Origin of the sequence: Gilvibacter sp., assembly GCF_013214815.1 — a bacterium.
Classification (GTDB): domain Bacteria; phylum Bacteroidota; class Bacteroidia; order Flavobacteriales; family Flavobacteriaceae; genus Gilvibacter.
Genome location: NZ_JABSPU010000053.1, coordinates 1 through 19,581, shown reverse-complemented (window position 1 = coordinate 19,581; position 19,581 = coordinate 1). Strand labels below are relative to the sequence as shown.

Genomic DNA, 19,581 nt, shown 5'->3' with positions numbered 1-19,581 from the left:
CAGTTAAAAGCTTTATGAGAATCAGGTTCCGGATTGGATCCGCAGAGTACTTAAAGGTCGTGGTTACAGCTTAGCTCCACAGGCTGCGCAAATGCTGGGGGAGTTCATTGGTACTGATCTTTCCAAGATCAATAACGAGCTGGAAAAACTACAACTCATCGTTCCTGTAGGTACGGAAATCAGTCCGGAGATCATTGAGGAAAACATTGGGATCAGCAAGGATTTCAACAATTTTGAGCTGCAAAAAGCCATAGGGGAGCGCAATATTAAGAAGGCCTACCACATTGCCAATCACTTTGCCCAGAACCCTAAGAACCATCCTCTGGTTATGACCGTTGCGCTGCTGTACAGCTTTTTCAATAAACTACTCAAATACCACGCTTTGCCCGATCCGTCTGCGGCACCAAAGGTTTTGGGGGTGAATCCTTACTTTATTCGCGATTACCAAACGGCGGCACGCAATTATCCGATGAAACGCGTTAGTGCCATAATCAAAGGAATTCGTAAGGTGGATATGAAAAGTAAGGGCGTGGGCGCCCACAATATGAGTCAAGCCGATCTTCTCAAAGAACTGCTGATCACTATTTTCGACTAATCTTCTTTTACTCTATAGACCCCGGAAGCAGGCGCTCGTCTATTTTTTCTAAAGCGAGCTTGGCTTGTCCCTTATACTGTTTTAAAGCAGGCAAGAGGTTTTTGCACGCAATGACATTAAAGAAAGCCACTCTGTTCCGGTACTCAGGATCATTGGTAATATACTCCAAATACTCCTCCGGCAGTTTTCCGCTTAATATCTCCGCAAACCAGGGTTGGGTGTTGCGCCAATGCTCCAAGGTTTCATAGGTGTCGGCCTCTACGCGAGAAGAGATCTCATCAATGACATCAATAAAACCGCTGTAAAACTGTACCAATTCTATAGCTAAAGAGTCTCTATTTTCCTTACTCTGATTGAAGCTGCGGAGCTGCCCGTAACCTTTGTCATTGAGCTTGAAGGGAACATAAGTAGTAATTATAGAATGACAATCATTACACTCCTCGTAATTCTCACGCGTAAAAGGTCCTTTAACAATACTGTCGGCCAGTTTTTCGCGGGTCTCGTAATAAGGAATGATACGCCCCACCAAAGTGGTGTCAATGATCAGATCGGCCTTGACATCAGAAAAGATAGCGAGGAGTTCTTCCCGCTCCTTTTTCTTCTCATTGGCGTATTGATGGCTAAAGCGATCAAAATACCTGCTACCACTAGGACAATCTCGCCTAAAGCATATAAAAGGTATTTCCCGACTTTGCCTTTACGCATCGCGTCTAGTTTAGAGAGTTTGAATATCCGGCCGCTCAAGAATTAAAAGAGTTGTTTGATCGTGTATTTTCCACCGCCCATTAAGGCAATAGCTGTAAAACCAACCAAATAAAGCAGAGCCTTTTCCATATTGGAAAATGGATCATTTCCGTGTACAATAAAGGCGGCTACAGCCATGGTAATGATAACAGGGATTGCTGCCAAACGGGTTCTCAGACCAAGGATGATCAATATTGGACAGATCGCCTCAGCAAAAACCGTGAGAATAAAACTCAAGGTAGAACCTATTCCTAAGGGATCGCCAAAGCTCATATCGCCTTGAAACAAATTCATCAGTTTGGGAATTCCGTGAAAGAGCATGAGGGCGGACATACCCACACGCAGCACCAAAAGACCAGTTTGGTAGTTTTTAGATACGCTCATAAATGTCAGTTAAGTTGTTCGATTTAAAGGTACGCAAATTCAGATAACCTTGTTTTTACCATTTCTTAAAAAATGCGTTGGCAAGTTGTTAGTAAGCTTGTCATTAATCACAATAGGGTAATATTCTTCTAAAGTTCAAGCGGCTTTGCGGCGGTAATTTTAGGCTGATTTAAATCCAACAATATTTATCAAATTGACATGAAAAAAATTACAACGACCTTATTATTATTCGGCGGGATCTTTGCTTACGGGCAGGATGCTGGCGTAGGTACTGTTATTGCCGGTACCAGTTTTGAAGAGCCTGCCGCTGTTGGCGGTTCATATACAGATACCGGTGATGCTGCTGTGGCTCACGATCTTGTGAACAATGCTGGAGAGCCTTTAGTGGATTATGTGGCAGCCGCTACTGAACTCGGTTTTGACGCCGTTTACGAACCTTACGACACTCCAGGTTCTGGCCTTACCGATGGTGACTTTGTGGGTGTAACTGATTTTACTGGAGGCGTAGGTGCTTACACCGACGGAACCCAAGGTTATCAGATCTCTGATTCCGATGGAAACATGATCACCACTTTTGATCTTGTAGATATGGGTGGGTTCACCAACAATGAAGTTTCCTTAGACCTATTTATTAACAGCACCGGTTATGAAGGCGATGGAACTGTAAATGAAAGCGGTTCTGACCGCATCCGAGTTTATGTGGTTGATATGACAGACGGTACTGAGTACGATCTTTTAGATACTACAGGTTCAGACATTAATGACCTAGCAATTGAAGGCGCTTGGCAAAACTTAAGTGTTAGTTTGCCAGATGACGCTCAAGCTGAGTTGGTCTTTGAAGTACGCACCAACTCTTCTTCAGAAGCGGTTTATATGGACAATGTGGTCTTTACTGGTGAGGAAGTTCCTCCAGCAGTAAGTTTTACTTTGCCTTTTAATTCAGTTCCAGAAGACGGCGGAAGCATTGAAGTAGAAGTAGAAATTGCAGAAGCACCTGCTGCTGATGTTACTGTGGATGTAGTGTTGGTATCTGGTGGAACTGCAGCGGAAGGAGCTGATTTTACCTATGCCGCCACCCAAACTGTAACCTTTCCTTCAGGGAGTTCAGCTCCACAAGCACTCAACATTCCAATTATCAATAATACGGATGATGGAAGCGATGTGTTTTTTGTGCTCGAATTGCAAAATCCATTAGGAGTTTCTATTGATGAGGATGACCTGACCGCGATCTACATTTTAGATGACGACACTGTGGTTCCTGCGGCAGACCCTGCTGTTTTGGACATCAACTTTGTGGACAGTTACTTGGTGGACGGATCTGGAACGGCAGAGATCACTGCTTATGATCCAGATACGCAACGCCTTTTTGTAACCAACTCCAACAGTGTGGAGATCCTTGATTTTAGCGATCCTTCAAACATTTCTTCAATTGCCACTGTTGATGTATCTGGTTTTGGCGACGGCGTTCAGTCCGTAGCGGTAAACAACGGAATTGTCGCTGCGGCCATTGCTGCCGATCCTGCCACAGATCCAGGAGTGGTATTATTTATGGACACAGATGGAGGTTCTCAGTCTACAGTAACTGTTGGAGCCCTGCCCGATATGTTGACCTTTACCCCTGACGGAACCAAAGTTTTGGTAGCCAATGAAGGAGAGCCTAATGACGATTACTCCATTGACCCAGAAGGAAGCATTGCTGTGATTGATGTTACCGGAGGTCTTGGGTCTATTGATGATTCAGATGTTACGATTATTGACTTCAACGCTTTTGACGGTACGGAAGCGGCTTTAAATGCAGCCAACATCCGTATTTACGGCCCTGGAGCTAATGCTTCTCAAGATTTAGAGCCCGAATACATTACCGTTGCTAACGACAGCCAGACCGCTTATGTGGTGTGTCAAGAGAACAATGCCTATGCTGTTGTTGATTTGAACACAAATACGGTGACGGAACTATTTAGCTTCGGATTGAAAGATCACAGTTTGCCTCAAAACTCCTTGGACGTTTCTGACGAGACCGATTTTGTATTCAATGCCAGTTGGCCAATTTTTGGAATGTATATGCCAGATGCCATCGACTTCTATGAAGTAGGAGGTACAGGCTATATCGTTACCGCCAATGAAGGCGATGCCCGCGAGTATGATACTTACGAAGAAGAATTCAAGATAGACGATGACGAATACACTTTGGATCCAGCTGTATTTAGTGATATTGACATTTTAGAACTAGAATCTAATTTGGCAGAGATCAATGTTTCTAACGCCTCTGGAGATACAGATGGAGACGGAGAATTTGAAGAGATACACGTTTACGGAGCGCGCTCTTTTAGTATTTACAATGCAAACACTGGAGTTCAGGTCTTTGACAGTGGAAACGACTTTGAAGTGATCACTGCTGCAGATCCAGTATACGGCGGCATATTTAATGCCAGCAACAGCAACAACAACTTCAAGAACCGTTCAGACAATAAAGGGCCTGAACCAGAAGGTGTAGTTGTTGCAGAGATCGGAACTTCTTTTTACGCCTTTGTCCTTTTGGAGCGTATTGGAGGTTTTATGACTTATGATATTACAGACCCGAACAATCCGGTATTCATTGAATACAACAACTCTCGCGGAGCTGTACCTGGAGAAGATGAATCTGGCGATTTAGCACCAGAAGGTGTGGTCTATGTTTCCGGTGAGCAGAGCCCAACAGGTATTGCGCATTTAGTGATCTCTAACGAGGAGAGCGCTACTTTGAGCATTTGGTCTCTTGATAATGTTTTGAGTGTGGACGAGTTCCAAACTGAAGATGATAAATTTACCATCCATCCAAACCCCACAACCAGCACCGTTTTCTTTAGCACCCCTGGAGATTATACCATTTACGACATTCAAGGACGATTGATCGTACAACTTAAGCAACAAGCATTTTTTGATGCTTCTGGCTTGCAGACTGGCGTTTACCTAATCCGAGATCAAAACGGACAGGTACAGCGTTTGCTTAAGAATTAGTTTTACTAAATCTGCTATTTACTGAATTCGCCTCATCACGAAAGTGTGGGGCGGATTTTTTTTGCCGTATTTTTGCAAAAACACTTTATGAGTACCACCAAAGCTTGGATCAGTGCTGCGCGCTTGCGCACCTTGCCGCTTTCAGTTGCAGGCATCATTGCAGCTGCGGGCTTGGCCTTAAGAGCTGATCTGTTTGATCCCTATATTTTTCTCGGTTCACTCTTTACCGCTATTGGGTTTCAGGTACTTTCCAATTTTGCAAATGACTACGGAGACGGCGTAAAAGGAACCGATAATGAAGATCGGGTAGGGCCCATGCGCGCCATGCAAAGTGGTGCCCTCACTGCTGCAGCTCTTAAAAAGGGAATGCTCATTACCGCTTTGATCACTTTGGCTTTGGCCGTTGGTTTGATCTATCGCGCCTTTGGATTGGAGCAACTGCTTTACGGCATTGTGTTTTTGGTTTTGGGGATAGTGGCAATTATCGCCGCTATAAAATACACCGTTGGAGATTCGCCTTATGGATATCGCGGTCTGGGTGATGTATTTGTGTTTCTATTCTTTGGATTGGTCAGTGTGGTTGGGGGTTATTTTCTCTATACTAAACAATTGGACGTTTACGCCTTCTTACCTGCCGTTGCGATAGGTCTTTGGAGCGCAGCAGTTTTGAATCTCAACAATATGCGAGACCGTGAGAGCGACGCCAAAGTAGGTAAGAATACCTTAGCGGTAAAACTGGGTAAAAGCGGAAGTTTAAACTACCACACCTTCTTAATATTGGGCGGAAGTTTAGCGGCTGTGTTGGCCATTTATCTCAATTGGGAGCAATTCAGCTATTGGAGTTTATTACCCTTTGTTGCTGTGGTTTTGCTCAATAAACATCTAGTTGCTGTAAGAAAAACGGTTGATCACAAAAAGCTGGATCCGCAGTTAAAGGTCGTGGCGCTATCCACCTTTTTATACGCCCTGCTTTTACTGATCTCTCACTTGGTTTCCTAAGCCAAGAGTGCGTATCTTTAGGTCAAAACAAGAGCCAGCATGCAGATTCAATATTTGGGGCACAACACCCTTGCAATAAAGACCAGTACACACAACATCGTTATAGATCCTTTCATCAATGGAAATCCACTGATTGAGGATAAATCCATTCTCGACTCCTTGGAAGCGGATTTTATTCTGCTTACCCACGCTCACCAAGACCACGTTTTGGATGCCGAGGCTTTGGCCAAACGCACGGGTGCTACCATTGTTTCGAACTATGAAATTGCCATGCATTATGGCGCAAAGGACATTCCGGTGCACCCTATGAATCACGGCGGACATTGGAGTTTTGATTTTGGTCGAGTCAAGTATGTGGCCGCAGTGCATACCAGTGGCTTTGCAGATGGTACTTACGGAGGCGAGCCCGGAGGTTTTGTCATTGAGGCCGATGGCAAGACCATTTATGTAGCCGGCGATACCGCCTTGACCATGGATATGAAACTCATTCCTTTAGAGTACAAACTGGACTTGGCCATCTTTCCCATTGGCAATAACTTTACTATGGGTTATCAAGATGCCGTTCACGCCAGTGATTTTGTGCAGTGTGACCGTGTCTTGGGCGTGCATTACGATACCTTTGGTTATATCGAGATCGATCAGCAGGCAGCCCGTGATGCCTTCGCGGCAGCAAACAAGCAATTGGAACTCTTACCGATTGGCGGATCATTGACTGTATAAATGAAAGCCAGTTATCAGTCTTATATCTTAGATTTTAAAAGGCCTAGCGGGACTTCTCGTGGGATATTGACTCAAAAGCAATCTTACTTTTTACAGTTAAGAGATGGGGAGCAGTGGGGTATAGGAGAATGCGCATTGCTTCGTGGCCTAAGTATAGATGACCGACCGGATTATGAAGCCAAGCTGGATTGGCTCTGTAAAAACATAAATGAAGACCTGAGCTATCTATTGGCTGAGCTGATGGAATTTCCATCCATCCGATTTGGTTTAGAGATCGCTTTGGCGTCGCTCCGCAGTGAGGACCCTTATGAACTTTTCCCTTCGGATTTTACACAGAAAGAAACGCCCATTCCCATCAACGGACTTATTTGGATGGGAAGCCCGGAATTCATGAGCGCCCAGATCGAAGAGAAATTAGAAGCTGGATTTGATTGCATCAAAATGAAGATCGGCGCTATTGATTTTCAGCAGGAGCTGGATATTCTCAAACATATTAGAGATCGCTTTGATGCGAAGACCATAGAATTGCGCGTTGATGCCAACGGGGCCTTTACTCCTGAGCAGGCCTTGGATAAACTGCACCGACTCGCGGAATTTGAACTGCACTCCATCGAACAACCCATAAAACCTAAACAATGGGAGGCCATGGCAGCCCTTTGCGAGCACACACCGCTACCGATCGCTTTGGATGAAGAACTCATCGGGATGCATGATCCCGCAGAACAAGAGCGAATGCTCGAGATCATCAAACCACAATATTTGATCTTTAAACCGAGTCTGTTGGGTGGTTTTGCAGCCACAGACAGGTGGATCGATGCTGCAGCAAAGCAAGACATTCCCTGGTGGATCACTTCCGCCTTGGAAAGCAATATCGGTTTAAACGCAATTTGTCAATATACCTTTTCAAAAAGAACTATCTTGCCCCAAGGTCTGGGAACGGGCAGCCTGTATACCAATAACACGGAATCCCCTTTGGTGGTGGAATCTGGATTTATCAGATACAGTCAAAAAGGAACCTGGAATTTGAACATGTTGAACCTAAAGCCTTTATAAGTCATGTATATCGCACAGGCGTATAAATCACTTTACCAACCGTGGCGTTACCTTTTGGGTGTAGTCATGGTATTTATCGGAACTCAATTGGGATCTATCCCTTTTGTCGTCGCCATTTTTATGAAACAATCCGCAGAGGGCGGAAGCATGCTGGAACTCACTGATGAGACCGATATGCTCAACATTTTAGATTCTAACAGCACTTTCTTTTTTATGCTTTTGGGCTTCGCGGTAGGACTCTTGGCCTTATTTCTATGGGTGAAATACGTTCACAAACAAAGCATTACCAGTCTAACTACTTCTCGTAAAAAGATTGATTGGGGCCGATTTTGGTTTGGCTTTTTACTCATTGGAGTAACCACAACAGTGTTAACAGTTATGGATTATTACGGCAATCCAGACGATTATGTACTGCAGTTTGACGCTGAGCTTTTTGCAATACTCGCCGTGATTGCGGTGATCTTTATACCCTTACAAACCAGTATGGAAGAGTACTTGTTTAGAGGTTATCTCATGCAAGGTATCGGCGTGATGAGCAGAAATCGCTGGTTGCCACTATTGATCACCTCCTTTGTTTTTGGGATGTTGCATTATTTCAATCCGGAGGTAGATAAACTCGGGAATATTGTGATGGTATACTATATCGGAACTGGGTTATTCTTGGGAATCATCACTTTGATGGACGAGGGGATGGAACTCGCCTTAGGTTTCCATGCCGGTAACAATTTAATTGCGGCCCTTTTAGTTACTGCGGATTGGACCGTGTTTAAGACCAATTCAGTTTTTGTAGATGTATCAGAACCCGCTGCAGGTTTCGATGTGTTGGTCCCTGTATTGGTGATCTATCCGATATTCATCGCTATAATGGCCTTCCGTTATAAATGGAAAAATTGGTCAGAAAGACTCTTTGGAAAGGTGCCACCACCACCAGAACGCGATCCACTAGAATTCCTTTAAACCAGTATTCCCCCTAAAACATGGTTGTGCATCCTGATTTTAAACTCAACGGTCTGAGCTACGAGAGTCCTCAGGATCTCTTAGAGTTTACTACTGTGTTAAAGCAGCAAGGAGCAGCCCATGAAATGGCACTAGCCAGTTTCTTAAGTGAGTGGGGAAATAGTGAAGATCACATCATTACTACAACCTCAGGTTCCACCGGTACGCCCAAGCCTGTGAAGCTCTCCAAAGCGGCGATGGTTCATAGCGCTAAGACCACTGGTGAGGCTTTAGATTTGGGGCCTAAAACAGAGGCGTTGCTCTGTTTGTCTTCAGACTATATTGCCGGGAAAATGATGATAGTCCGGGCCTTGACCTTAGGTTGGCATTTACACGTAGTTGCGCCCTCTATGGAAGCTTTGACGGAATATGATTCAGTCTATGACTTTGTGGCCATGGTTCCTGCTCAAGCCATGCATTCGATCACAGCCTTGGAAAAGGTAGGTACCTTGCTAATCGGCGGAGGAATGGTTTCTAATCAATTGGAGCAAGCGCTTCAAGGCGTTGCCACCAAAGCTTATGTCTCTTATGGTATGACAGAGACGGTAAGTCATATTGCTCTTAGAAGATTGAATGAAGCAGCTGCTTCTGAGAATTATAAAACGGTTTCTGGGGTTAGCCTTTCCTTGGATGCTCGTGGTTGTTTGGTCATCGAAGCGCCAGGTATTTCCTCGGTTCCTGTAGTGACCAATGATTTGGTGGATTTGATCAGTGAAACCGAGTTTAAATGGTTGGGACGTATTGACAACGTGATCAACTCCGGAGGGATAAAGATCTATCCGGAACAAGTGGAATCAGCCCTAGAGGAGCAATTGGATGTGCCTTTCTTTATCGCAGCGGAGCCAGACCCAGTTTTGGGCCAGCGCGTCGTGTTGGTGGTTGAGAGTCCTTCTCCAGACGGCCGAGCCTCAGGGGTCCATAAAGGTCTGTTTGATGGCCTGCCTAAATACTCTCGCCCTAAAAAGATCTACGGCGTGTCTAAATTCAGATACACAGAAACGGGTAAGATCCGCCGCAATGAGATCCTATCTTTACTGCAGAATTATCCTAAGAAAAGTTAATCCTTGGTATGGTTTTTGACTTTTCTGAGTGAAATTTAAGATATTTGTACTCTAAAAGTTAGACTGATGAAGTTGAAGAATTTACTCCTTATCACTATTTTGATCTTCGGATCGCTAGGTACTGCCGCTGCGCAAAACCTCGGGCAGATCCAACGTGGACAACGCGGATATGTACCACCACCACTTCCAAGGGACCAAGGTGCTATTGCCATTGAAGATACTTTGGAGGATATTGATGAGAAGATGGACCTCTATGAAACGGAGTTTGAACTAGATGCTTTTGAAAAGGCGGTAGTCAAAAACTACATTGTAGAATATGAAAAGGAGAAAATGGGCATTATGGCTGATGAGAGCATCACTTATGATGTCAAACAACAATCCTATAAAAAACTAGACGAGAAACTTTCAGGCAATCTGGTCACTGTGCTCACAGAAGAACAGGTAGCGCGTTTTGGAGAATTGCACTTCGGTGATAAAAAGAAGAAAAAGAAGAAAAAACGTCGAAACAGAAATAACTAGTAAAAAGGGCCTTGCGCCCTTTTTTTTATGCCTTTAGTTGTTCATTTTAGAGTAAGCCTTTAACGGGTTTAACGAGCTTTTGCGATATCCTTTGTTTTTTTGACCTTAAGCGGAAGACTGTAGCAACTAAAGAGAATATCAATTATCTTTAGGGGACTGGTATCATTTATTCCGCTTGGACTAACTAACCATTATTGATATGAAAAGACTTGCTCTCCTCTTTACCCTTACGTTATTATGTTTGGCATATGCTCCAGCTCAAGACACTGCTGGACAACTTACACTTTTATACGATACTTCCTATGATATGCAAGACAAGGACTTTGCGGCAGAGCTGCAGTTCTTGGACTCTTATTTCAATCAGAACCCAGAGGTTAAGGTGCGCTTTATAGCCTTTAGTAATACCGTTATCCAAGAAGGGAACTATACGATTACCGGAGGAAATTGGAACGTACTGCGAAGAGAGTTGGAACAAAGCATTTATGACGGTGCGGGAAATTATGAAAACCTATTCGACGGAGTCAATTCTGATGTGATCTTGGTGACCAACGGGCGGGCAGACCTTCAATCATTTCCAACCAATTTTAAGCATAAGATCAATGTGATCTGTAGCGTGACCAATTCTAATCAAAAAGGCTTGGAGGGCCTTGCACTGCGCACAGGCGGAACCTTTTTCAATGTTTTTGCCACAACTAAAGAAGTTCCTGCAGGGGATGACATCATCACCGTCAATGGAACTGTAGCAGATGGGAATGGTGCTTTAGAAGGAGTCTCGGTTTTCAATCGTGAGACCGGAGCACGGACCATGACCGATGCCTCAGGGAATTACAGTTTAAATGCCAAGATCAATGGAATCTTAGAGTTTACCTATGTTGGGAAGAATAGTCTTTTGACCCGTGTACCAGAAGATGGCATAAAGAACGTGCAAATGATTGCGGGTAGTGAGGTTTTGGACGAGGTGATACTCACGGCTACCTTAGAATCCAACGAAGATGAGGTCAACACTGGCAATATGCGTGTGGCTAAGAAGCGTTTAGGCTATTCTGTAGAGACCATTACTGATGAGGCCATTAGTGATCAGGATATAAATCTTGAGACGGCCATTCAAGGACAGTTTTCTAACATCAACCTTAAAAATGATCAAGACATCTCCCAGTTCCTCTCTCGCGGAAACAACATGAGTATCCTATTGGATCAAACAGGGCTTATCGTAGTAGATGGCGTGCCCATTGAAAGCAGTCCTGGCGCTTTGAGCGGTGTTACGACAGGGAACAATGGAATTGGGACACTAAACGACCGTTCCATCTTTGGTCAAGGCGGATTGTTAGATCCGGCAAACATTGCAGACATTACGGTATTAAAAGGCCTTGCGGCAACCAATAAGTATGGAACCTTGGGTAGAAATGGAGTGATCTTGGTGACTACTAAAACAGCAGCAGTGAGTAAAGGGACCACTCGTGATAGCGCGATTCCTTTGGGAACAACGGCAACCTATACCGGATCTGCGGAAGATATGGCTGCTTTGCCAGATACGCCTTATCTAAAAGCGCTGCAACGCGCCAAAAACATCGATGAGGCCTATACCATTTATCTGGAGCAACGTCAGCGTTACGGACGCAGTTCCTCTTTCTTTATTGATGCTGCGAGTTATTTCAAAGATTGGAACAACACCGTGTTGGTCTCTCGAGTTTTATCCAACGCAAAACTCGTTGCAAAAACGGCCAGTGAATTACGAGCAACGGCCTATCAATACGAGAACCTCGGGCTTTATGAGGAGGCTGTTAGCATCTATGAGGAGCTTGTTGAGGCCTGGCCGGAGCAGGTTCAGAATTACCGCAACTTGGCTTTAGCACAGGAAGCTGCGGGTATGCCCAAAGAAGCTTTGGAAATTTACAAAGCCATTGACAACAAAACCTTAGCGCAAAACGGGCAGCTGGGGAATTTGCAAACCACCTACGTAAAGGAATACAAGAACCTCTTGTTCCGCCACAGACGCAATCTAGATCTCAGCGGAGTGCGTGACTTTTTTAAGAGCAATGTGACGCTTAGAGCACGAGTGATCTTTGAATGGAGCGATTATGATGCCGCTTTTGATTTGCAGATCGTCAACCCGCAGAATCGTTTCTTTACTTGGAAACACGATCAAACCTCTGATGCTTTTCGCTGGGCGGACGAGCAATCTTTAGGTTATGGATTGGAAGAATTCTTCATGACCAATCAAGACGTGGGCGAGTGGTTGTTCAATGTCAACTATAAAGGCAAGATCACCGGAGATAACGCTTTGCCGACTTATTTGAAGGTTACGGTTATTTATGATTTTGGAACGCCAAACCAAAAGCAGGAAGTTCAACTGGTGCGCTTGGAAGATCTTGGAAAAGAACAGACCGTACTTAAGGTGAATCTATAGGCGTATCATTTTTTTTGTACCTTAAGCTAAGCTTTCTGAATGTCCCTCCCCGCATAATTTTATACTATGCAAAAATGGTTTCTTAAAGGGCTCAATCCGCTAGTCATTCTGTGGATATTGCTTTCACTGATCCTGCTCTTCTGTACAGCAAAATTTAGACTCAACGACTATATCGCCGCACCGCAACACGGCAAATTCGAGAATTTTGATCTGATCACCAAGTACATCGCCAACAACGGCAAACTCCTGTGGTATCGGGCCTTCTTTATTGTCGATTTTATTTGGGCCTTGGTTTTTCTATCACTACTAGTCAATATAGTGATGAAGATGAATAGCATTACAAGCAGTGACCTCAGAACCCGGAAGTTTGGTCTGATCCATGTATTCACTCTCGTGGTTTTCTTTGCCTATGTTTTTGATGTTATTGAAGGCTTTTCCTATCTTTTTTATTGGAAGGGATGGGCTTCCTTCTTTTCAGGTGCCAAGATTGCAGCCTACGGACTTACTATAGGGCTCTTTCTCTATTGGGCCTTAAAACGATACGTTTTTACGGACTTCCGTTCGTGGTTTCGATTCTTTCAAACCTCTATTCTCAGTATACTCTTTATTGCCATTGTTTATCTATTGTTGACGGCTATGCCTCAAGGAGGAACGCTCATCGTAGATATGTTCAACAATCCTTGGAATATTGTTCTGCTGTTCGCTTTATTGACCTTTTTAGCGATCATTCTGAGTCATTTCCCCGTTTATGTCGATATATGGCTCCACGGTCATAAAACGGGGATAAAACTATTCATGGCAAAGACCTGGCACCGTTTTGCAGGTTGGGGGATCATCTATTACGGAACCCAATTATTGCCTGGAGAAAAGCCGGTGATCAGTTTTGGGAATAAGCGCGTAAGTTCCCTTAGAAGAAGCTTGGGGATTCTCTTGTATATAGCCATGTTCCATATTATCCTCGGTGTGGCTGAAGGTTTCTACGGCCTGTATTTCAACGCCTCGCAGATCACGGCCTTCTTGCTGATCCTATCGTTAATCATATACGCCGCAAAGGGTCAGGAATACACTTTCTGGAAAGAGACCTTGACAGATCCAGACTGTTCTGATCTGCAGAAACAGGAAGTGGTTAAAACCATAGTACGCTATGTGGACCGCTTCCCAAAATACTTCGCTTTTTGTTTATTCATGGTAGGATTGACCACGGTTTGTGCCATCTATTTTGGTTGGAGCCGATGGACCGTACTCTTCTTCTTGGTCACTTTAGGCCTACAGATGTTCCTGTATATCTATTTCAAACTCTGTCGCACTTATTTTAAGTATGTGTTCTATTCTCAGGCATTGTATGACTACAATCCAGATATGTTTGACGAGAATCGCAGACAGTTGTTTTTAAAATACCATCCCAAACCCAATTTGGGCAAACAGTGGTATCTCAAACAGTATGGGAAACTCAGTGATAACGTGCGTTATTTGATCTTGATGCAGATCAGTGGAGTGTCGTCTTTTGTGATCCTTTTGGCCGCCAATTTTAGTTTTGATCTGGCGCAGGCACTGAATCCACTGGTGATCATTTTGCTGTATATCATCTTGTTCTATTCGATCATCATTATCACCTTTAAGCATATCCTTTTCTATCAGCGCAGTGCTACTAGCGTTAAAAAGTATCGCGAATGGTTCCGCTACGGAATACCTGTTTTGGTGATCCTGCTTATTGGTTGGGCCTTTTACAGCACCTCATTACCCAACGACTTGCACGAGCTCGCCGTAATTGAGCGGGAGAAGCCACAGGTCAATTCCGATAAATACTTAGAAAAACGCACTCAGGATATTCCCAATGGCGGCAAACGCAACTTTTTCTTTGTAGGCTCTTACGGAGGAGGTCTTAAAGCCAATTTGTGGAATATGCTGCTGTTCAATGAACTGGACAAGCGTAGCGATGGTAATTTTAGTGCGGAGACCTTGGTGATGAGTGGGGTTTCTGGAGGTGCTGTGGGAATCGCGAACTACGCTTCCATTGTCAATGAGAACGACGATCCTGCGGCTAGAGCTCAGGCCATTTACAATATTGGAACCTCCAATGTATTGAGTAACGAGCTTGTCTATCTTTTGGGTAAGGATTGGATCCGAGAATACATTCCGCTAACCTATAACGGCAAGGATAGATCTTACAAGAGCATGCAAGACCATGCGCGCTATACAGGTATGGGTGATCGCTATCACACTACAACTTTTTCAGATTACTGGTGGGAATTACAGCAAAAGCGCAAAGGCAAGTTCCCGATTCTAATTATGAATACCACCTCTACCATTGGGCGTCAAGGGGTAGTGAGTACGGTTAATTTTGCACCAAACACCTTTCCGGCAGCAGACAACCTCTCCGATTTTAAAGACAGCTGCGGGGAATGCGGATTGACCTATTTTGGTGCAGTCTCTACCACCAATCGTTTTCCTTTGTTTAGCCCATCCGCAGAGATCCGTGGAAAGGGAACTTATGTAGACGGAGGATATTTCGAGAATTCGGGCATGTTGAGCACCTTGGAGATCTATGAAACCCTCAAAGCAGAATCTGGGGATTATCACACTAAGATCCAGCCGGTCTTTGTGAATATTATAAATTCCTTGGATTATTATGTCGCCTACAAAGTACTTGAGGATTGGAATTTTAAAAAGGTCACTCAGGAGAAGTCGGGTGAATTGGCAGCCATCTTAAACACTGTGGTCTCCATTGATAAATTACCGCGGTATGTATTTGACAAGATTGAAAAGAAAGGATTCGTGGTAGAGCCAATCATGATGCCGCATCGCATTACGTATGAGCGTGTAAAAGCCGTGCTGCGTGGAGATGTGGATGATCCTGTCAGACTAATGAAGTACATCAAAAGGCATAACGATACCATAAGTTGGGTGCTGCGTGACTATGAAAATTATGACCTGCGTCAATGGGGCGTAGTAGAACCGCCATTAGCGCGTGTTCTGAGCGAGCCAGCGGTACGTTATCAAGAGGCGATGGTATTCTTTCATCCGGAGGTACAACGGGCTCTGGCACGCATTGATGCCTACCTGAATACTCCAGAGATCATTGACAATTCCTTTAAGCAACGCATTCAGCGTAGCATTAGAACGGACAGTCTGATCAATCCGTATCAGAACATAAAGAAGCAATAGTTGTTTCGTATCTTTAGGCTTTAATCCAGCCATCATGAGAATTTTAGTTTTTGTCGCTTTTTTGCTGACACAATCTGTTTATGGTCAATACGAGATCCTTTCAGAACGCGATCGTGCCACCCTAAGAGATGAGATCCTTGCGGATCGATTCAACAACCTCTTACCTGAACTCATGGATCGGGCTGGGATCGATATGTGGATCCTTATTTCTAGAGAGTATAATGAAGACCCGGTTATGCGGACCATGTTGCCTGCTAAGTGGTTAAACGCTCGTAGACGCACCATATTGGTTTTTTATCGAAACGCTGCTAATGGAACTATTGATAAATTGGCCGTGGCGCGTTATAATGTGGGAGAGAACATACAGTCTGCTTGGAATAAAGAAGAGGAGCCGGATCAGTGGAAGGCTTTGGTACGCCTGATCAAAGAACGGAATCCCAAGAAGATCGGGATCAATACTTCTGATTACTTCGGAATTGCAGATGGTCTTGTCAAGACCGATTACGAGGGACTCTTGAAGGCTTTACCTCCCGAAGAAGAAGCCAAATTGGTATCCGCAGAACCTTTGGCTATTAGTTGGATAGAGACCCGCACAGAAATGGAGATGGAGCTTTACAACACCTTGGTGCAGATCACTCACGATATCATTGCAGAGGCCTTCTCACGCAAAGTGATCACTCCTGGAGTGACTACTTCTGATGATGTAGTTTGGTGGATGCGCCAAAAGGTGACCGACCTTGGGTTGGAAACTTGGTTTCATCCAACTGTGGACATACAGCGGAGTGATGAAGCGCTTAAGAGTCATATAGAGTCTTTTTCCAATGGCTATAAAGACAAAACTATTATGCCTGGAGACTTGCTACATTGTGACTTTGGAATCACCTATGTCAGTCTCAATACGGATTGTCAGCAACACGCCTACGTATTGAAAGAAGGGGAGACAGAGGTTCCCAGTTATTTGGCAGATGCTTTTAAACTTGGAAATCGATTGCAGGACATACTCACAGATAATTTCGTGACTGGTCGCAGCGGGAACGAGATCCTTTTAAAATCCTTAGGAGAGGCCAAAGCAGAAGGTTTGCGTCCATCCATCTATACACACCCTCTAGGAACATACGGCCACAGCGGTGGACCTACTATTGGCATGTGGGATTCTCAAGGAGGTGTGCCAGGAACTGGCGATTATCCGCTGTATCCTAATACCGTATATGCCATTGAACTCAATACCACAGTACGCATTGAGCCTTGGGATAAAGACATTCGCGTTATGCTTGAAGAAGCCGGATTCTACGGCCCTAATGGCTTTAGATACGTGAACCAGCGCCAAGAGGCTATCATTACCATTCCAGGCAATTAGTCTTTGATTCCGGGCTGTTTTAGGGTAAATCCTTCCGCTTCTTTTGCGGCGTCTACCATGGCTTTTACGTCTGCCAATAGGGCTTTGGCGTCATAGATGATACCGTCTTTGATGGTGTATTTTACACCACCCACACGGACCACTTCGTTGTCTTCTGTGAGTTTGATAGCTCCTGTACCGTAAAGTACTTTTAGATTCTCAAGCGGATTTTCTTCCACGATCACAAAATCAGCGAGCTTTCCAATCTGCACGGAACCTAGATCTTGATCGGCACCCAAGGCTTCTGCTCCGTTTAAGGTTGCAGAACGAATCACTTCTAAAGGATGGAATCCAGCCTCACGCAACAATTCAAGTTCTCTGATGTAAGCAAAACCGTAGAGTTGAAAGATGAATCCACTGTCTGAGCCAGCAGTAACACGACCTCCACGATTTTTGTATTCGTTGATGAAGGTCATCCAAAGGCGGTAATTCTCCTTCCAAGCAACTTCCTCTTCCGCACCCCAAAAGTGCCAATAACTTCCGTGAGAGATCTTACTGGGTTGGTAAAAACGCCAAAGGGAAGGCAAGGTGTAGTCCTCATGCCATTCGGCTCTGCGCGCACGCATCAAATCGCGACTGGCTTCATAGATATTTAAGGTTGGATCTAAAGTAAAGTCCAAAGAAAGCAATTCTTCCATAACCGCATTCCAATGCTCTGAATAAGGCTCAGCGGCTTGTTGCCAAAGTTTCCCGGCTTCTCCAAAACGGTGTTGTTCATTCTGATAGTTGTAATCTAGCGGATAGTTTTGAACCGTCCGATCATCAAAGAGTGCTTCCGGCAAGCCGTACCAGTGCTCCATGCTGGTCAATCCTGCTCTGGCGGAGTGGAGTACATTCCAACGCGCCACACTCATTTGGGCGTGATGCATAGCAGAACGCAGACCGAGCTTACGGTTTTCATCCAAGGCCGCCGTCATGATCTCGGGTTCTGCTCCAAAGAATTTAATACCGTCCGCACCGCGTTCAGCATTGGCTCTGACCCAGCGTCTTGCCAGTTCTGGAGTGCTGATCGGCACATCATCCAAAGGATTAAAACTGCTTGAAGTCTGTCCGAATCCAGTATAGGCAAATATTCTAGGGGCGATAATGCTGTTGGCCGCAGATCTCTTTTTTAAGTCTAAAGTCCAGTCAATGCCACGTCCTGAGGGTTCTCGGACTGTGGTCACCCCATGAGCCATCCACAATTTGAACACATAATCCCAATCAGCGCCTTGAGCCACACCACCGATATGTCCGTGCATATCGACAAATCCAGGCAGTAGATACATGCCTGTGGCATCTAGTTCACGCCCGCCAGCTTTGAGTTTTGGTCTGCTGGAATCTTTAATCTCCACCCCAGGATATCCCACAACTTGAATTTGGGTAATACGGTTTCCTTCTACTACAATGTCAATAGGACCTCTAGGAGGAGAACCATCGCCGTTAATAAGGGTTACACCGCGAATGATTAGTTGATCGTAAGGCCCTTCACCTTCGGTTTGGGCATAGGAAGTGAGTGTGAAGCATAAAGCCATGACAAGGCCAATGCATTTTGTGAATGATTTCATGAATGGTTGTATAGTTGCAACCAAAAAGGTACGGATTTATTTTCGGTTGATCCGGAGCAGTACTAAAGAAGCTAAAAGTCCCACAAGAGCAAAACCTCCCAGCATTAAGAATACATATCGGTATCCTTGTGCTCCCGGCCAATTGTCAATTAAATAACCCATAGCCGGGCTGGTGAAGATATCGGGAGTATATCCGATCAGTGAAATAAGACCTACTGCTGTTCCAGTGAGTAGCACAGGAACTTTACTCTCTTTAAGTGTTGCGAAGTACAGAGCGCGTGCCCCGTAAATACCTGTAGCGCATAGCAAGACTCCCATGACAAAGAAATAGGTAGCGTCAGCTTCAATGAATCCGAAGCCAAACAAAGCAGCACCAATCACGCTAAGCACAAAACTGATGGTCAACCAACCAGTAACGCGACTACGATCGGCTAAAAAACCAAAAAGCAATCCGGTAATAGGACGTAAGTAAAGTAGGGTAGCGCCAGTCTTTGCAGCATCTACCTCATTAAAAGCCATAACATCTCGCGCGTAGCGTGAGAATACATCGGTCAATTTATAGCCTACATATGCAGATAATATGATGATCATCAAAAGCCAAACTGCAGGAATTTAAAGAACCGTCCAGATATCCTGCCAACTGATCTTGCTGAGTGTGGTTTCGCCTTCCGTATCCGATTTCATAAAAAACCAAACCAAAACTCCAATTACACTGACAATGACCGTGGTGGTGTAGATCACGTATGAAAATACCGCTTGCCGCTCTGCCGGGCTGATCTCGGTAATGTCTGCGGATGAAAAAGCGGCCAAGATCCAAATACCCATGGAAGCGAAAAGCGCGCCAACTAAACCACGTCCACCGTCAAGAATACCAAAGGCACGGCCCTGACTTTGATTGCCACCCCATACACGCGTAGCCTTTATCATGGCAGCCCAAAACAGAAAGATGGTAGTGAAACCCCAATACCCAAAAAGGATCTTTAAGCCTGTTATTGAAG

At 44.7% G+C, this 19,581-nt stretch carries 14 protein-coding genes and 2 pseudogenes; 11 read left to right on the top strand and 5 right to left on the bottom strand.

From position 1 onward, the window contains the following. Positions 1–19: 19 nt before the first annotated feature. Positions 20–595 (top strand): annotated as a pseudogene (gene holA / locus HRT75_RS10810) (DNA polymerase III subunit delta); the annotation flags it as partial. A 7-nt stretch (positions 596–602) separates the two neighbouring features. Here the strand turns inward: holA and HRT75_RS10805 are convergent. Together HRT75_RS10805 and HRT75_RS10800 are read right to left on the bottom strand one after the other, a co-directional pair. Beyond that, positions 603–1,121 carry a hypothetical protein gene (locus HRT75_RS10805; protein ID WP_291186407.1) on the bottom strand — a complete coding sequence of 173 codons (519 nt, stop codon included), beginning with the start codon at positions 1,119–1,121 and terminating at the stop codon, positions 603–605. Positions 1,122–1,342: 221 nt separating this feature from the next. Beyond that, positions 1,343–1,723: a DoxX family protein gene (locus HRT75_RS10800; RefSeq protein WP_291186405.1), complete on the bottom strand. Its 381-nt coding sequence runs from the start codon at positions 1,721–1,723 to the stop codon at positions 1,343–1,345. A gap of 198 nt (positions 1,724–1,921) precedes the next feature. Between HRT75_RS10800 and HRT75_RS10795 the strand changes: the two genes are divergently transcribed. The 10 genes from HRT75_RS10795 to HRT75_RS10750 all read left to right on the top strand — a co-directional run bounded on the left by HRT75_RS10795 (position 1,922) and on the right by HRT75_RS10750 (position 16,997). After that, entirely contained in the window at positions 1,922–4,720 is a 2,799-nt protein-coding gene (locus tag HRT75_RS10795) for a choice-of-anchor I family protein (RefSeq protein ID WP_291186403.1), read from the top strand. 87 nt (positions 4,721–4,807) lie between these two features. Beyond that, positions 4,808–5,719, top strand: coding sequence for a 1,4-dihydroxy-2-naphthoate octaprenyltransferase (menA, locus tag HRT75_RS10790; protein ID WP_291186400.1), 912 nt, complete (start codon positions 4,808–4,810; stop codon positions 5,717–5,719). A gap of 39 nt (positions 5,720–5,758) precedes the next feature. Further along, positions 5,759–6,439 carry a metal-dependent hydrolase gene (locus HRT75_RS10785; protein ID WP_291186398.1) on the top strand — a complete coding sequence of 227 codons (681 nt, stop codon included), beginning with the start codon at positions 5,759–5,761 and terminating at the stop codon, positions 6,437–6,439. Further along, positions 6,440–7,492, top strand: a complete 1,053-nt coding sequence (locus tag HRT75_RS10780; protein ID WP_291186395.1) for an o-succinylbenzoate synthase — start codon at positions 6,440–6,442, stop codon at positions 7,490–7,492. It begins immediately after the preceding gene. A gap of 3 nt (positions 7,493–7,495) precedes the next feature. Beyond that, complete coding sequence (locus tag HRT75_RS10775) at positions 7,496–8,449, top strand: CPBP family intramembrane glutamic endopeptidase (protein WP_291186392.1); 954 nt, start codon at positions 7,496–7,498, stop codon at positions 8,447–8,449. Positions 8,450–8,469: 20 nt separating this feature from the next. Next, positions 8,470–9,549, top strand: coding sequence for an AMP-binding protein (locus tag HRT75_RS10770; RefSeq protein WP_291186390.1), 1,080 nt, complete (start codon positions 8,470–8,472; stop codon positions 9,547–9,549). Positions 9,550–9,615: 66 nt separating this feature from the next. After that, a complete protein-coding gene (locus tag HRT75_RS10765) occupies positions 9,616–10,068 on the top strand; it encodes a hypothetical protein (RefSeq protein WP_291186387.1) in 453 nt (150 codons plus the stop codon). Positions 10,069–10,267: 199 nt separating this feature from the next. Then, the gene (locus HRT75_RS10760; RefSeq protein WP_291186384.1) at positions 10,268–12,475 is read left to right on the top strand and encodes a TonB-dependent receptor plug domain-containing protein; all 2,208 of its coding nucleotides are present in this window, start codon (positions 10,268–10,270) and stop codon (positions 12,473–12,475) included. A gap of 66 nt (positions 12,476–12,541) precedes the next feature. Continuing rightward, the gene (locus HRT75_RS10755; RefSeq protein ID WP_291186381.1) at positions 12,542–15,640 is read left to right on the top strand and encodes a hypothetical protein; all 3,099 of its coding nucleotides are present in this window, start codon (positions 12,542–12,544) and stop codon (positions 15,638–15,640) included. A 34-nt stretch (positions 15,641–15,674) separates the two neighbouring features. Beyond that, positions 15,675–16,997 carry a M24 family metallopeptidase gene (locus HRT75_RS10750; RefSeq protein WP_291186378.1) on the top strand — a complete coding sequence of 441 codons (1,323 nt, stop codon included), beginning with the start codon at positions 15,675–15,677 and terminating at the stop codon, positions 16,995–16,997. Here the strand turns inward: HRT75_RS10750 and HRT75_RS10745 are convergent. The 3 genes and pseudogenes from HRT75_RS10745 to HRT75_RS10735 form a co-directional block, all read right to left on the bottom strand. Continuing rightward, positions 16,994–18,550, bottom strand: coding sequence for an amidohydrolase family protein (locus HRT75_RS10745; RefSeq protein WP_291186410.1), 1,557 nt, complete (start codon positions 18,548–18,550; stop codon positions 16,994–16,996). The two genes, HRT75_RS10750 and HRT75_RS10745, sit on opposite strands and share 4 nt — an antisense overlap. 69 nt (positions 18,551–18,619) lie before the next feature. After that, the gene (locus tag HRT75_RS10740; RefSeq protein ID WP_291186376.1) at positions 18,620–19,174 is read right to left on the bottom strand and encodes a hypothetical protein; all 555 of its coding nucleotides are present in this window, start codon (positions 19,172–19,174) and stop codon (positions 18,620–18,622) included. Between the two features lie 21 nt (positions 19,175–19,195). Next, positions 19,196–19,581, bottom strand: a pseudogene (locus HRT75_RS10735) (MFS transporter); the annotation flags it as partial.